Consider the following 15,144-nt stretch of genomic DNA (forward strand, 5'->3'; position numbering starts at 1 on the left):
AGCATTATTGATGAAAAATTCTTATCAACAAGTTATAAATCAATATAAGACCATTGAGTTAAGAACTCGTATTGATGCAGCCTCACCCCATGAATTAATTGATTTGTTATTACAAGGGGCGCGAACTCATATTGCGACAGCCCAAGGCAATATAGATCGAAGTGAAATTCAAGAGAAGGGAGAACATATTAGCAAAGCACTAAGTATTATTGAAGGTTTAAAAACCAGTTTAAATCATGAACAAGGTGGAGAAATCGCAGAGAACTTACTGCAAATATATATGCATATTGAATATTTGCTGTTAAAGGCCAATCTTAATAATGACAAAGAACTGTTAGCACAGTCCAATGCATTACTTGCGCAAGTGCATGAAGCTTGGCAAAAAGTTTCTCCCAGCTATCCAGAATCTGATGCGACAACTTCATCCTGATATTATTGGCCTAAAATCTACCGAGAAACATGTTGAAGTGAACGCCTTGAATAAACTTGCATTGTTTTCAAGGCTAAATTTTCTATATTGTCTAACGAACCCAGCTTGGTTTAATTCTTTTGATTTTTCATCAGGAGTTAATTGCTCAAAAACGTCCCGAAGGCATTGTTGCTTGTCAATTGCTCGAACTTGATAGTTATTGTTTCAAAAGAGTTTGGCTTTAACCATCAAAAATGCATATCATCATTTCATTTCGACTTTTACGATCCCAATCTTGCATCAACATCATATCATCCGCTCATATAAGTTATGCAAGCTATGGATGAATTTTGTGTTTCTTGGGTATAGTAATTTTAACTGCCGCTAGTTGATTCTAGCGGCATCGAAAAACTCTCGCAAAATGAACGACATAAAAATGTTTCCTCAATTATGTTCATCGCGCCAAACGCCATCCCAATGAGCCGGTGACGTGTTTTCTAAAATTCGACAGCGTTCAATATATACTGAAGCCAATTGATCTCCGGGGTAGGCAGGAGTAAGCGTCATAAAAGCTTTGAAACTTTCATCCCAACAACCTTTTTGATATAGGGAAAATGCTTCCGTAAATTCTACTCTGTGTTGCCTAAGGTGCTCAAGATCTTGGGCAGTGATTAGCTCATAAATTGCAATACTTTCCCGTTTACCTCGTACAGCAACCTTATCTAATAAGCGAAAAGGGAATTTTTCAGATACGTGGGTGAAGGTATCGTGGCTCACAATAATTTGAGTATAATAATTTTTATTGATTGATTCTAAGCGGCTTGCTAAATTGACTGAATCACCTAAGGCCGTATAACTAAGTCTATCTTCAGAACCTACATTACCAATAATAGCCTCACCGGTGTGAATACCAATTCTGATGTTAAATTCAGGAAACCCCTCTTTCTTATGCTTTTGATTTAATTCTTTAATTCGCTCTTGCATCACTCTGGCAGTTTCACATGCATGAAATGCGTGCTGTTCATCTTTTACAGGAGCATTCCAAATAGCCATGACTGCATCGCCAATATATTTATCAAGTGTACCTTCATGCTGAATCAATACTTCAGTCATAGACTGAAAATAATCAGATAAATAAGTCATCAGTTTTTGAGGAGAAGTTGATTCTGAAATTGTTGCAAAATTCTGGATATCAGAAAATAAAATGGTAATTATTTGATTTTGGCCGCCAACCTCGGCGATTTTTCTAGTCCGCACTAATTTTTTGACTAAAGAGCGAGGAACATAACGCTGAAAAGAGGTTAAACTTGAGCGTAACGTAGATAACGCCCTATCCAAATAGCTCACTTCTTTAATCATGGTTTTTAGCAACGGCCTTGGACTAAGATTGAACATTCTGATTTTTTTTGCTTCTTCAGCTAATTGAATGATAGGAGTCGATATTCGCTGTGAGATGATACGTACTAACATTACTCCACTAAATAAAACGAAGAGAGTTAATAGGATATAGCCTTTACTTAAATCTTTAAGCGGTGCAATCGCATCATGTTCAGGGGTGATAATGATAATATGCCAAGGTCCAGCCCCTGATTTATTGAATATCGGTTGGTATGAATAAAAATATCTTTGGTGTTCGTACACATAAGAGTTTCTTATTGGACGGAAATTATTAGCTCTTAGTAAATCAAATGGAATTTCAAGCCTTTTAATCAAATCAGGATCTAATTTTTTTCCCCGAATGTCCTCGTGACGTCGGGGATCACGAAAAGCGATGATATTTGAATTATTATTAATGACATAAATCATTGTGTTTTTCGTCAATTCCAGTTCGTTGATAAATTGTTGCAGCCCATTGATTGTTAGAGCAATTGCAACAACGCCCTTTAGCTTCTTATTTTTATCGTATATTGGAGCAGCAACAGTGACACCAGGCTTTTTACCGAACAGATAAAATTTATATGCGTTGGTCCATATAGGTTTTCCATTTTGTACAACTTCCTGGTACCAAGGACGACTTCTTGGATCATAGCGACCAGAAATCGATTCTTTTTTAACTATTTTCCCTTGTTTATCCAACTCATAATGAATATTAACAAAAGGGGGTTTAGAATTGACTATGTGGATTAATTGAAGTCCTATTTTTCCTTCTCTATTTATATTAAAAAAATCACCATTTGCTGCACCATAATGAATCATAAACATTTCGGGGTTGTATCGGATTGTTTCAAAAAGGAATTGCCCGAATAATTTCTGATTATCTGGGTCAATAATATCATTACCAATCGCATCCCGTATTTCGATTAAACTATGGTTTAAGGGGTCTAAATAGACATGAAATCGTTCTTTAACAAGCAACGATGTTTTTGCAATTAAATCTTTTGCACTATTGTTGAGAACTTTATTGAACGCGAGATAATTAATACCAATGATAGTAAAGCCCACCAGACTTAACAAAAAGATGAATAAGACAATAATACTAGTCCGTATGCTAATTTTAAAATTACTAGCCATAATTTTTTCAACATGTTAATCAGAAAATTAGGAAGTATCTCTATGATTACAGGCTATCATATATATTGATTTTTATGTTGCTTCCCTGTAAAAGCGAGCTCTAATCGTATTTAATCTAAATTTTTTTAATTGTTTAGCCCATTAATCATCTCGTCACTCAGACAAAGGCATTAGCTCTTTTTTAATTAGTGTATTTAGCACAGTAACCTAGGCAAACCATACTCATGAGTTATGAAAACTCAGGTTATAGATGCATAACAAAACGACTCTTTAACCAAGCAATAAGTTATAAAATAATATATTAATTAAGCTGATAATATAGAACATATATAATTTTAAAGTTATTTTTTAAAATGTCGCTATAGAGAGTACAACAGCTTAAATTGAGATCATTTATGAAACTTATGATATCAATGATAGTCTCTATTTTTTTATTAACAGTGAGTCAGCTTACTCTCGCCTATACGCGATATGGTGAAACGTTATGTAATTCACCAGATTATTTTTGTATGAAAGTTAAAAATGGCGAAAGTTGGGATAAGTTGTTTCCTAATGCTGAAGAACGAGACATGGTGCGACGAATTAATCGCATGAACGTCTCATTACGCCCAGGAATGACTATTGCAGTCCCCAAAAATATCGATCGCTTGACAATCTATGATGTTTCACCCTTTCCAAGATATATTGACTCCGAAGGAGAAAAGACAATTTATGTAAGTCAGAAAAAATTAGCATGGGCTGCATATGATCAAGACGGTGAACTACTCTGGTGGGGGCCTATTTCATCAGGAATAGGAAAATGTACCGGTGTTATTGGGGGTTGTAGCACACCAACGGGTTCTTTTCGTATAATTCGCAAACAAGATATAGATTGTGTTTCCACTGTATTCCCTAGACGAGCAGATGGTAACGATGGTGGCGCTCTGATGCCTTATTGCATGCATTTTTTCAGAGGCTATGCACTGCATGGCAGCTATGAAGTCCCCGGATACAGAGCAAGTCACGGTTGTGTCAGGATGTTTATTGAGGATGCCCGCTGGCTTAATGAAGAATTTATTGACTTGCCGGGTGATGGCATGAAAGGTACTCGCGTAGTCATAGATCCTGCTGATTACTCAAATGAACAATAGACAATTAATATACAATCTGTTAATATTTTATATGGTGAAATTTATACGTTTGTGTGATAACGTTGGCCGTTGATTTTGCGATTTAAAAAAACTGCATTACAAGTGATGTAGGGTTTTAGCAACATAACCCTATGGAGCATTTCCCAGTTTTATTCAAAATACATACTTCGCATACTCACAAAGTGAAATTTTAGAGTGCGCTAAAGTCAGGAAGAAGGCGCGTGTCGAGAAGACTAAATACGAGCATCTTTTTGCGATTGAAAAATGCCACAGATGACTGGGCAGGATAATACTAAGTCCTTACTTGAAGACTGAAGTAGTTTATAAATAATCAATTCCATATAGATGAGTTTGGAGAGTTATAAAAGCATGACATATTACAATACACAGTCCGAATCAGTAGCTAATTTCAGGATGCAATCAATAATGCCTTGGATGGTATGGGGCTTGGGTTGTTTATTTTATTTTTATGAATGCCTTTTACAAGTGTCCCCCAGTGTTATGAGTAACGAGCTAATGAGGGATTTCTCAGTTACTAGCCAAACATTAGGAATTCTATCTGGTATCTATTTCTATTCTTATGCAGTAATGCAATTACCTGGTGGCGTGTTAATGGACTATTTTGGCCCGCAACGATTGTTAACTCTAGCCACCGTTGTTTGCGCTGTGAGTACCATCGCATTTGGAATGACCGATAACTTTTTTATGGCCTGCGTAGCTCGATTGATGATAGGCTTTGGTTCGGCTTTTGCCGCTGTAGGGACTATGAAACTCGCTGCAAATTGGTTTCCAGCACAACGTTTTGCCTTCCTTACTGGTCTCATGGTTACGTTGGGAATGTTAGGAGCCATTGGTGGTGAAGCACCTTTAGCATTACTAATTGATAACTTTGGCTGGCGTAACAGCATGCTCATTATGGGAACCACCGGTCTTGTTCTTGCAGTCCTGCTTGTTGTTATTGCTAAAGATACTCCTGAAGATCAGGAAATACCTCATCATTCAGTTGAAGAGGACCGCATAATACCCAGTTTATTAACACTAATAAAAAACAAACAACTTTGGTTAGTCGCTTGCTATGGTGGTCTAATGTATATGGCAACCCCTGTTTTTTGTGGGCTGTGGGGTGTTCCTTTCCTGATGACCAAAATGGCGATCACCAAGACAACCGCTGCTAATTATATTTCTTTAGTTTTCATCGGTTGGGCAATTGCCAGCCCCTTATGGGGAATGTTTTCAAACCGTATTGGTCTACGCAAACCACCTATGTACATAGGATGTGTTGGGGCACTTATCTGTTCCACGATTTTTATTTTTGCTCCCATTAGTAACGAAATATATATGGAAATTTTATTGTTTGCATTCGGAATCTTTTCCGCAGGCTTTTTACCTGCATTTACTGTAGCTAAAGAATTATGCAATAAAAAATCTGTCGCTACAGGTTTAAGTTTTATGAACATGATGAATATGATAGGCATTGCATTAGCACAACCACTTATTGGTTTCATACTTGACAGAATGTGGAAAGGAGAGCTGAATGGAAATGTTCGAGTATATCCATTAGCAGCTTACCATACTGGACTTGCTATTATTCCAATAGGAATGCTTATTGCCTTAATTATTTTACCAAAAATTAAAGAAACTTATTGCCAAAGTGTACATTAATGAAATAATACGACACTTCCTGGGATATAGTCGCCTGGGTGCAGAAAAGCGGAACCCGGGTTCCCCTGTTACCCTCACTCGGACTAAACATTTTTAAAGTAGATTTGGATATGGCTAAAAAATTATACATCAAAACCAACGGCTGCCAGATGAATGAGTACGATTCAACTAAAATGGCAGAAGTTTTGTTGCAATCGCATGGCTTAGTCAAAACGGAAAACGTTGAAGAAGCAGATGTAATATTGCTCAATACATGCTCTATTCGTGAAAAAGCACAAGAGAAAGTTTTTTCTCAGTTAGGCCAATGGCGTGAATATAAAGCCAAAAACCCTCATGTAGTAATTGGCGTTGGTGGCTGCGTTGCCAGTCAAGAAGGCGAAGACATCATTAAAAGAGCCCCTTTTGTCGATATCGTTTTTGGCCCACAAACATTACACCGGCTTCCTGCATTGCTCAATGAACGAGCGGAAAAGAAGAAACCGGTAGTTGATATCAGTTTTCCAGAAATTGAAAAATTTGACCATCTACCAGCACCAAGAGCAGAAGGCCCAACAGCATTTGTCTCAATTATGGAAGGTTGCAGCAAATACTGTAGCTTCTGTGTTGTACCCTATACTCGTGGCACAGAAATCAGTCGTCCTTTTGATGATGTGCTTGCTGAATGTTATCAATTAGCAGCTCAAGGCGTTAGAGAAATCAATTTATTAGGGCAAAATGTTAACGATTATCGTGGTGTAATGGAAAATGGGGATATCGCTGACCTGGCGCTTTTAATTCATTATCTTGCGGCCATAGAAGGAATAGGTAGAATTCGTTTTACAACATCACATCCTTTAGCATTCTCAGATAATTTAATTAATGCCTATGCCGAAGTCCCTGAATTGGCAAATCATCTACATCTACCGGTACAAAGTGGTTCAGACCGCATATTAGGCTTAATGAAACGAGGTTATACTGCTTTAGAATTTAAATCCAAGATCAGAAAATTGCGTAAAGTACGCCCCGATATTCGTTTATCTACGGATATTATTGTTGGTTTTCCAGGAGAAACAGACAAGGATTTCCAAGACACGATGGATTTAGTTCATGAAATAGGTTTCGATACCTCATTTAGTTTCATTTACAGTCCAAGACCAGGTACCCCTGCTGCAAATTTACCCGATGACACCCCTATCGAAGTGAAAAAGCAAAGATTACAAGTATTACAAAACAGACTGCTATTACAAGCTTCTCGTTACAGTCAGTCGATGACTGGAAGTATCCAGAAAATATTAGTTACTGGCCACGCGAAAAAAGACTCTCAACAGCTTTCTGGTCGTACCGAATGCAATCGAGTGGTGAACTTTGACGGTCCAGCGCATTTAATAGGACAATTTGTTGATGTTCAAATCAGTGAGGCATTGCCTAACTCATTACGAGGTCGTCTCATCGAAGTTGAGACTGAAACGATTTAATGATAGAACATATTCATAAAAAATTAACTGTTCCACGCGAGTATCACAATCAACGAATTGACAGTGTGCTCGCGCATTTACTTCCCGACTATTCTCGTTCGCAAATCAGTAATTGGATCAAAAATGGCACAATAATACTCAATCAAAAGCCATGTAAACCCAAAGACAAAGTTTTAGATGGAGATTTGATTGAAATTAATGTTGATTTCACTTTAACAGAGCAGGATTTCAATCATTGTGCCCCTGAAGAAATTCCTTTAAACATTGTTTATGAGGACGAAGATATTTTAGTACTCAATAAACCTGAAAATATGGTGGTTCATCCTGGAGCTGGAAATAAAGAGCATACATTGGTTAATGCGTTGCTGCATCATGCACCATCCTTACACCATTTACCCAGAGCAGGCATTATTCATCGTTTAGATAAAGATACAACAGGTTTATTAGTCGTAGCAAAAACGCTACCTGCGCACACCTCGTTAATACGACAAATGCAAGCTCGCGAAATTCAGCGTCATTATGTAACTTTAGTACAGGGCCATATTATTTCGGGTGGGACCATTGATACTGGCTTTGGACGGCATCCAAGAAATCGATTAAAAATGGCCGTTCAAGAGCAAGGACGGCAAGCAATAACCCATTACTCCGTAAAGAAACAATATCAGGATTTTACTTTACTAGATGTCAATCTAATGACCGGGCGAACTCATCAAATAAGAGTCCATCTAGCCTACATACATCACCCTGTAGTTGGTGATCCTTTGTATGGCGGACGTATGAGATTCCCGGCTCATGCTAGCGAACAGTTACGTACTTTACTCCAAAATTTTAAAAGACAAGCACTGCATGCCACTACCCTCTCATTTTATCATCCAAAAACAGAAAATGAGTTGACGTTTAAAGCCCCTATGCCTGATGATTTTAACCTTCTTCTTAACACATTGGACGCGCATTATGAAGACTAACTTAGCTAATTGGCCGGCGCCAAAAAATGTTACGGCCTTGAGTACAACACGTTTATCGGGATATAGCCAGGCTCCTTATGACAGCAATAATATGGGATTGGGTGTGGGAGATAATGAGCAACATGTACTAAAAAACCGGCAACAACTTGTAGAAATGTTGCATCTTCCCGGCGAGCCTCAATGGTTATCTCAAACTCATAGTACTCATTGTGTTATTGCAGAAGAAGACTCAAACAGAAATGCAGATGCCTCCATAACTCGCTCCGCGAAACACCCTCTAGTGATTCTTACTGCTGATTGTCTACCTATCATGCTTTGTAATCTACAAGGCACCGAGATTGCAGCAATTCATGCAGGCTGGAAAGGGCTAGCCCAGGGTATTATTGAAAATACACTTGCTAAAATGATGAGCCCCACATCCGATGTATTGGCGTGGATAGGCCCATCAATTTGTCAAAATTGTTATGAAGTAGGCGAAGAAATATACCAAACTTTTACCAATAAGTACCCTTTAAGTACGCACGCTTTTAGGCCCGTTAATGGAAAATGGCTAGCTAATTTGCCGCTAATCGCTGAAATTGTTCTAAACTCCAAGGGCATTAAAACAGTTTATCAGTCTGGATTATGTACTTTTGAGTTAAAAAATGAGTTGTATTCCTATCGAAGAACGTCACAAACAGGTAGAATAGCTACCTTAATCTGGTTTAATGATCAACCTCAGGACTAATAATATGATTAAACATATCAAATTCATTATAAGCACCCTGCTTCTTTTTACAGCCTCATTTACCTATGCGGCCAACGAAGCAGCTACCGCTCCCATACCGAGTTTAGCCCCAGTCTTAAAAAACATCATGCCTGCAATTGTGAATGTAGCAGTACAAGGTTATTTACCTGCTAGTGCGACTTCCCCCGGTTCTGCTGGCAATGATGAAGAAGCGCAAAACAGCAGACAACCGAATCAAACAGCTCCTGAAAAAGGACGTAAATTTGAAAGTATAGGCTCTGGTGTTATCGTAGATGCTCAAAACGGGATCATTATTACCAACGATCATGTAATTCGCAACGCGAATCTTGTCACCATTACATTACAAGATGGACGACGTTTAAAAGCCAAGCTGATTGGCAGCGATAGTGAAACAGACTTAGCTATATTAAAAATTAGCGCTACAAACTTAAAATCATTGCCTATTGGTGATTCAGATCAATTACAAGTAGGTGATTTTGTAGTTGCTATTGGTAATCCTTTCGGTTTAAACAGTTTTGGTAACAGTCAATCAGCTACTTTTGGAATTGTTAGTGCATTAAAACGCAGTGACTTAAATATTGAGGGAGTAGAAAACTTTATCCAGACTGATGCAGCAATTAATCCGGGTAACTCGGGCGGTGCATTGGTTAATACAAAAGGAGAATTGATTGGAATTAATACTGCAATTCTTTCTCCCTATGGTGGTAATGTTGGAATCGGTTTTGCTATACCCATTAATATGGCAAAAGATGTAGCACAACAAATTATTAAATTCGGCTCAATTCATCGGGGCTTAATGGGGATATTTGTTCAACATTTAACACCTGAACTTGCCCATTCTCTAGGATATCCCGAGGATTTCCAAGGTGCATTGGTATCACAAGTTAATCCAAATTCACCTGCAGAACGGGCTGGATTAAAAGCCGGTGATATTATTACCCAAATTAACAATACAAAAATCACGCAAGCGACTCAGGTAAAAACAACCATCAGTCTCTTACGTGTTGGTTCAAATGTTAAAATGGTTGTTCAACGTGATGGCAAGACAATTTCCCTGGATGCAGTTGTTACTGACATTAAATCACATGAACAAAAACTCCAATCAGAAAATCCTTTCCTTTATGGACTGGCATTAAGAAACTTTGAGCAAGAAACACCACCTCATGGAAACGTCATTGGTGTACAAGTCGTTGGCGCTTCAGAAACTAGTGCTGGATGGCGTGCTGGTTTAAGACCTGGAGACATTATTATCTCTGCAAATAAAGCACCGGTCAAAGACGTTAAGTCATTACAACAAATTGCTCAACAGAAAAAGCAAGAATTGTTAGTTCAAATATTACGTGGGCCTGGCGCCATGTATTTATTGATCATCTAACGTCTCAAAAGAATTAGTCCTGGGTGAAGCATGGCAGTACTCAGGACTCAATTCTAACGCCATACAAAATTCGAAATATTAAAGCTTATACGCTTCAAATTTAATACTCTGCCCAGCTTTATCAAAAGATATCCTAAATCAGGATAATTTTATATTTGCTTCCTGTAATAATATAAATAATATATTGGTGTTCGCATGATGGGTATAGACAACATGGAACTTACCACTTAATACTCTATTTTTACAATTTTTGATAAGCTTTAATATTAAATTAATATAATTTCTATATAATTAAATTAATTCATTGATTTCACAAGTGAACCATATCGAACAATGATTAACAATTCTGAGCTAGAAATTATCATATGCTTTATGTATGTTAATGCTGATTTTTTTGCGGCCCCTTTTTTAAATCGTGATAAGTTTTCTTCTTGGGTTGGTCAAAAGGAAGATGTAATAAAATTTTCAACACAATTACATGAGGCACTAGAAACCAGCAAGCCTATTAGTATCAATAATATTGATTTGTTGAAAGCATTTCGAGTAGCTATAGTTGGAGCATCTGTATTAAAAACAGGTGAATTTAGTAAAAGAAATTGTCTGTTAACCGGCTATTCTACCCCCCTACTTAGAGTTTTAATGGCTATTCCTCGTTTGGCTTCTACCATAAAAAGCCATATGAATAGCAACTTGTTTGATAACTGGTATAACACCCAATCTCCGAAGATAAATAATAAAAGAAATAGACGTTTAGAAAAATTAGATTTATTAACTAAAAAGCTAGATCATGACTTTGAACTTTATCAAGCAAAAAAACTAAAGAAGATACATCTTATTTCGCCAGTGGGAGTCTCTATTAGTCACAAATTTAATGGTAATGCCGTCAGCAATTATAAAGACGGCGCTCAAAAACCTACAGAAATAATAATAGAAGATGGTGGTGATAGTGATCTATCTGAGTTGAGGTTACTCGTTGATAAATTCAATCTTGCCCAGAGTGTAAGAGAAACTTTAAGAAATCCAAAGGTAAATCCAATAACTAGACTTAAGCAGTTTTCCGATATAATTCAAGATAAAAATTTTATTGCTACATTTACTGAGGATAACGATTCTGACGGAATGAGATTATTAAAAACAGTCGCTTATGCTTTAACAACACTGGTGTTTGGGCTAGGGCTTTATCTATCATATAAAAATAAAGGTACTTGCAAATTCTGGACATCAGGTGAAGAAGAGTTATTAGAATCCACAAATGAAAAATTTGACATGGAAATCATACGTATAAGTAATCCAAAAGTTTGGGGGAAATAAGCTGGATTCGCTGATTCAATTCATAAATCATTATAAATAAACCCCAAGTAATACAAAATAAATAACCTCGATTTTCCACTTTAACTTTATAAAATACCTGTGTTAAAAATCATATTCTTAATATAAAACATCTTTTATAATAAAAAATTAAAAAAAATAGGCCAACAGACTTGACAACTTCCCCTTAAAAAGACAAAATCACGCGTCTTGTGGCTATGTAGCTCAGCCGGTTAGAGCGCGGCACTCATAATGCTGAGGTCGGTGGTTCGAGTCCACCCATAGCCACCATTAAATCAATAAGTTACGATTCGAGCCCAAATAAGAACTTCAGGAGTACAGCGAATGAAGTTTCCTTTAAATACCACAAAATACACGCAGTCACACTTATCCTAAAATGACTTACATCAATCAATCAAAGTCCTTTGTCTTTAAAGCATTGAATGAAAGTGACCTTATACTTTTATATCATTGGTTCCAAGAACCAACCATCAAACAATGGTATGCTCGAGGTCAATCCTGGTCATTTGATGACATCAAACAAAAATATCTCCCCAGAATTTTAGGCAAAGATAATGTACCGAGTTTTATTATCTATATTGATGCTCTTCCACTTGGCTTTATTCAGTATTATTGTTTAAACGATTATCTGCCAGAAGGTATCTGGCATAAGAACCATCGCATGTTTCAAGATTACCATTCCAATAAAATAGCAGGAATCGATCTCTTTATTGCTCCCAGTAATCAACGTGGAAAAGGATTAGGTAAACAAATTTTAGATTTGTTCATAACAGAGCTTCCTAACAGCATTTGCGCTATTCTTGTTGATCCAGAAATTCATAACCACCAAGCCATTCGTTGTTATGAAAAAGCGGGATTTAAACGTACCGATTACAGTGAAGACAAAGCTTATTTAATTCTACTTAAACACCTAGACTAAATAGTTAAGTGATATAACAGTAAAAGATCAAAAACTTCATCCCGACGTCGTGCAAAAAGCGATACTATTTCTACAGCAACTGCTGTAGAAATAAGTTTTCTTCAGATGTCAGCATCACAGCTAAACCATTTTTGACCAAGCTCTTCACGCGTGCCCCATCTATAAGGAACCTTGGTGAGTAAGTTCACAATTTTAAATTTATATAGATACTTTAAATTGAATTTTTGATATGTTTGATAGATAGCCTCTCTGTAACCCAAAGGTTATACATTCTTTAAATTCCATTTCAAATAGGAGAATAGAATTCAATGGAACGGTTAAAATCCTATTTTCTTAAAGATACCACTCTGAAAACTGAAATCATTGCGGGGATCACCACTTTTCTAACCATGGTATATATCGCGTTCATTAATCCAAGCATACTTCATGATGCCGGAATGGAACAGGGAGCAGTATTTACAGCTACCTGTCTTATTACCGCCTTTGCCTGTTTTTTTGCAGGATTATTTGCTAACACTCCCATCGGCATTGCACCAGGTATGGCATTAAATATCTTCTTTTCTTACACGGTAGTGCAAGGTATGGGAATATCTTGGGAACACGCTTTAGCCATTGTTTTTCTTTCAGGTGTTTTGTTCTTTTTAATGTCGCTTACCAGCTTGAGACGCCTATTAATCGAGGCTATTCCTCATAATTTACAAATCGCTATTTTAATAGGAATCAGCTTGTTAATTGCATTAATTACCTTGCAAAACAATCAAATTATTATTGAGGATCAGCATAATTTAATGCGCCTAGGAGAAATTAGTCGACCAGAAAGCGGTTTGTTCTTCTTAGGTTTTTTACTCATACTGATTTTAGATTATTTTCAAATTCCTGGTGCAATTATTCTTGGAATTCTCAGTATTTCAATCTTGAGCTTATTGTTTGGTTTATCTACCTGGCAAGGATTAATTTCCATGCCCCCTTCCATAGGGTCCACTTTTTTAAAGCTCGATTTTTCTGGCTTAAATACCGTTCTCGCCTTAAAAGCCACATTTACCTTTTTTTTAATTGCTGTGTTTGATGCAACAGGGACATTGATCGGTTTATTAAACCCTTCCATATTTAAACAGCAAAAAAATTATTCCAAACGCCTTAGCAACTGTTTAACTGTTGATGCAGCCGCCTCTGCTGTAGCAGGATTATTAGGCTCCGCAAGTACCTCCCCCTACATTGAGTCTGCAGCTGGAATTGAAGCAGGTGGACGTGGCGGACTAACAGCTATAGTCATCGCAATCGGATTTCTTCTCATGTTATTTTTCTCACCTTTGGCAAGAATGATTCCTAACTTTGCAGTAGGTCCTGCTCTTTTGTATGTGGCTTGTTGTATGATGAAACATCTCACTGATATGAAATTGCATGATGTAAGTGAAACAGCTCCTTGTATGGTAACCATCATGATGATTCCTTTTACTGCTTCTATTGCTGATGGAATTGGCGGAGGTATTATTCTCTATACTTTATTAAAATTATTAACTCGACAAAAAATTAATTTTTTACTCTTTATATTAAGTATTGTTTTTGTAATATTTTTCCTGGTAAGTTAAACCAAGGTTCAATTACTTAACTTCATTATTTGTAAAATTAACTGCAAGGATATTTTGGCATGCCTATCAAATGCTCCGTATTTATTGCCACAACTGTGGATGGATTCATCGCTCGAGAAGATGGCTGCATTGATTGGCTCATAAGCTTCAACACCCTTGTGCCTTCAGGTGAGGATGGCGGCTATAAATCATTTATATCAACAGTTGATGGGTTGGTTATGGGAAGAAATTCTTATGAACAGGTGCTATCATTTGATGAATGGCCATATGGAGATCTTCCAGTAGTGGTCATGACCAGCAAAGCACTAATTATTCCCGAACACTTGCAAAAATGCGTCTCTTTATCTGCAGAAACACCTTCCACCCTTGTTCAACGCCTGGCAAAAAAGGGAATGAAACACCTTTACATTGATGGGGGGATTACCATTCAAAGATTTATTACGGAACAACTCATCGATGAATTAACAATTACATTGATTCCTATTTTACTTGGTTCTGGGCGTTCATTATTTGGCCCACTAAAACAGGACATCGATCTGGAACTTTTGGATACAAAGAATATTGGCTATGGTATTGTACAATTGAAATATCGCATCATGCCCCCAAAAGCTCATTCAACTTAGGACTGTTGACGGTAAAACTGTATTGCTGTGGAGAAGTTGCTTGACTGACGCCTCCGCATAAGTTCAACTAATCTGTTGTATCTAATCACCTTAAACCCATTTGCCTGGAGATTATGATTATCATGACAAAATTTTTTGATAAAAAAACTAAAACTTTATTTATTACCGGAGGAAAAACAGCTGTAACTGATTTATCAGACAATCCTTTAATGCAATTACCTGATTCTGAAGAAATGCTTCCATCCCTCCAACTGCGCAGACAAAATGCGATGGCAGGAAGATTTTTTGAAAGACATTATATAAGCACATCAGGAGAAGAGTTTCACGGCAATTTTGATTTAAAAGATCAAAGTAATGCGGATCTTGAAGAAGTACATGATACGATTTATTGTCCTTAGCCTCAAGACAAAAAATCTGAGTGAGCCTTCTG

At 37.1% G+C, this 15,144-nt stretch carries 13 protein-coding genes and 1 tRNA gene; 13 read left to right on the top strand and 1 reads right to left on the bottom strand.

The features are described from left to right. The first annotated feature begins 10 nt into the window (after positions 1-10). Positions 11-430, top strand: a complete 420-nt coding sequence (gene fliS, locus BW930_RS00470; protein WP_058467955.1) for a flagellar export chaperone FliS — start codon at positions 11-13, stop codon at positions 428-430. Between the two features lie 423 nt (positions 431-853). Here the strand turns inward: fliS and BW930_RS00475 are convergent, their stop codons facing one another. Beyond that, the gene (locus BW930_RS00475) at positions 854-2,920 is read right to left on the bottom strand and encodes an adenylate/guanylate cyclase domain-containing protein (RefSeq protein ID WP_058467954.1); all 2,067 of its coding nucleotides are present in this window, start codon (positions 2,918-2,920) and stop codon (positions 854-856) included. Between the two features lie 404 nt (positions 2,921-3,324). Here BW930_RS00475 and BW930_RS00480 point away from each other — a divergent pair, with 404 nt between their 5' ends. From BW930_RS00480 to BW930_RS00535, 12 genes are all read left to right on the top strand, one after another. After that, the gene (locus tag BW930_RS00480; protein ID WP_165481611.1) at positions 3,325-4,050 is read left to right on the top strand and encodes a L,D-transpeptidase; all 726 of its coding nucleotides are present in this window, start codon (positions 3,325-3,327) and stop codon (positions 4,048-4,050) included. A gap of 369 nt (positions 4,051-4,419) precedes the next feature. Then, positions 4,420-5,712, top strand: a complete 1,293-nt coding sequence (locus BW930_RS00485; RefSeq protein ID WP_058467953.1) for an MFS transporter — start codon at positions 4,420-4,422, stop codon at positions 5,710-5,712. 110 nt (positions 5,713-5,822) lie between these two features. Further along, complete coding sequence (miaB, locus tag BW930_RS00490; protein WP_058468052.1) at positions 5,823-7,166, top strand: tRNA (N6-isopentenyl adenosine(37)-C2)-methylthiotransferase MiaB; 1,344 nt, start codon at positions 5,823-5,825, stop codon at positions 7,164-7,166. Then, positions 7,166-8,131 (top strand): 23S rRNA pseudouridine(1911/1915/1917) synthase RluD, encoded by a 966-nt coding sequence (rluD, locus tag BW930_RS00495; protein WP_058467952.1) that lies wholly within the window; start codon positions 7,166-7,168, stop codon positions 8,129-8,131. The genes miaB and rluD overlap by 1 nt, the downstream gene beginning before the upstream one ends. After that, positions 8,121-8,858 carry a peptidoglycan editing factor PgeF gene (gene pgeF, locus BW930_RS00500; RefSeq protein ID WP_058467951.1) on the top strand — a complete coding sequence of 246 codons (738 nt, stop codon included), beginning with the start codon at positions 8,121-8,123 and terminating at the stop codon, positions 8,856-8,858. Before rluD ends, pgeF begins: the two co-directional genes overlap by 11 nt. A 4-nt stretch (positions 8,859-8,862) precedes the next feature. Beyond that, positions 8,863-10,254, top strand: coding sequence for a Do family serine endopeptidase (locus tag BW930_RS00505; protein ID WP_058467950.1), 1,392 nt, complete (start codon positions 8,863-8,865; stop codon positions 10,252-10,254). 333 nt (positions 10,255-10,587) lie between these two features. After that, positions 10,588-11,565, top strand: a complete 978-nt coding sequence (locus tag BW930_RS00510; protein WP_058467949.1) for a hypothetical protein — start codon at positions 10,588-10,590, stop codon at positions 11,563-11,565. Between the two features lie 211 nt (positions 11,566-11,776). Beyond that, positions 11,777-11,853 (top strand) — tRNA-Met (locus BW930_RS00515). A gap of 106 nt (positions 11,854-11,959) precedes the next feature. Beyond that, complete coding sequence (locus tag BW930_RS00520) at positions 11,960-12,502, top strand: GNAT family N-acetyltransferase (protein ID WP_172461579.1); 543 nt, start codon at positions 11,960-11,962, stop codon at positions 12,500-12,502. A 308-nt stretch (positions 12,503-12,810) separates the two neighbouring features. Further along, positions 12,811-14,091: an NCS2 family permease gene (locus BW930_RS00525; RefSeq protein WP_058467948.1), complete on the top strand. Its 1,281-nt coding sequence runs from the start codon at positions 12,811-12,813 to the stop codon at positions 14,089-14,091. Positions 14,092-14,150: 59 nt separating this feature from the next. After that, positions 14,151-14,714 carry a dihydrofolate reductase family protein gene (locus BW930_RS00530; RefSeq protein WP_058467947.1) on the top strand — a complete coding sequence of 188 codons (564 nt, stop codon included), beginning with the start codon at positions 14,151-14,153 and terminating at the stop codon, positions 14,712-14,714. 122 nt (positions 14,715-14,836) lie between these two features. Then, on the top strand, positions 14,837-15,112 hold the full coding sequence (locus BW930_RS00535) for a hypothetical protein (RefSeq protein ID WP_058468050.1): 276 nt from the start codon (positions 14,837-14,839) through the stop codon (positions 15,110-15,112). Positions 15,113-15,144: the final 32 nt, after the last annotated feature.

This window comes from Fluoribacter gormanii (assembly GCF_900156395.1).
GTDB lineage: Bacteria > Pseudomonadota > Gammaproteobacteria > Legionellales > Legionellaceae > Legionella > Legionella gormanii.

What these genes read in the sequence shown, in the direction of transcription:
- pgeF (WP_058467951.1), top strand. Translation starts at nt 8,121, where the DNA reads ATGAAGACTAACTTAGCTAATTGGCCGGCGCCAAAAAATGTTACGGCC.
- BW930_RS00475 (WP_058467954.1), bottom strand. Translation starts at nt 2,920, where the DNA reads ATGGCTAGTAATTTTAAAATTAGCATACGGACTAGTATTATTGTCTTA.
- BW930_RS00520 (WP_172461579.1), top strand. Translation starts at nt 11,960, where the DNA reads ATGACTTACATCAATCAATCAAAGTCCTTTGTCTTTAAAGCATTGAAT.
- BW930_RS00535 (WP_058468050.1), top strand. Translation starts at nt 14,837, where the DNA reads ATGACAAAATTTTTTGATAAAAAAACTAAAACTTTATTTATTACCGGA.
- fliS (WP_058467955.1), top strand. Translation starts at nt 11, where the DNA reads ATGAAAAATTCTTATCAACAAGTTATAAATCAATATAAGACCATTGAG.
- BW930_RS00485 (WP_058467953.1), top strand. Translation starts at nt 4,420, where the DNA reads ATGACATATTACAATACACAGTCCGAATCAGTAGCTAATTTCAGGATG.
- BW930_RS00530 (WP_058467947.1), top strand. Translation starts at nt 14,151, where the DNA reads ATGCCTATCAAATGCTCCGTATTTATTGCCACAACTGTGGATGGATTC.
- BW930_RS00505 (WP_058467950.1), top strand. Translation starts at nt 8,863, where the DNA reads ATGATTAAACATATCAAATTCATTATAAGCACCCTGCTTCTTTTTACA.
- miaB (WP_058468052.1), top strand. Translation starts at nt 5,823, where the DNA reads ATGGCTAAAAAATTATACATCAAAACCAACGGCTGCCAGATGAATGAG.
- BW930_RS00525 (WP_058467948.1), top strand. Translation starts at nt 12,811, where the DNA reads ATGGAACGGTTAAAATCCTATTTTCTTAAAGATACCACTCTGAAAACT.
- BW930_RS00480 (WP_165481611.1), top strand. Translation starts at nt 3,325, where the DNA reads ATGATATCAATGATAGTCTCTATTTTTTTATTAACAGTGAGTCAGCTT.
- BW930_RS00510 (WP_058467949.1), top strand. Translation starts at nt 10,588, where the DNA reads ATGATTAACAATTCTGAGCTAGAAATTATCATATGCTTTATGTATGTT.
- rluD (WP_058467952.1), top strand. Translation starts at nt 7,166, where the DNA reads ATGATAGAACATATTCATAAAAAATTAACTGTTCCACGCGAGTATCAC.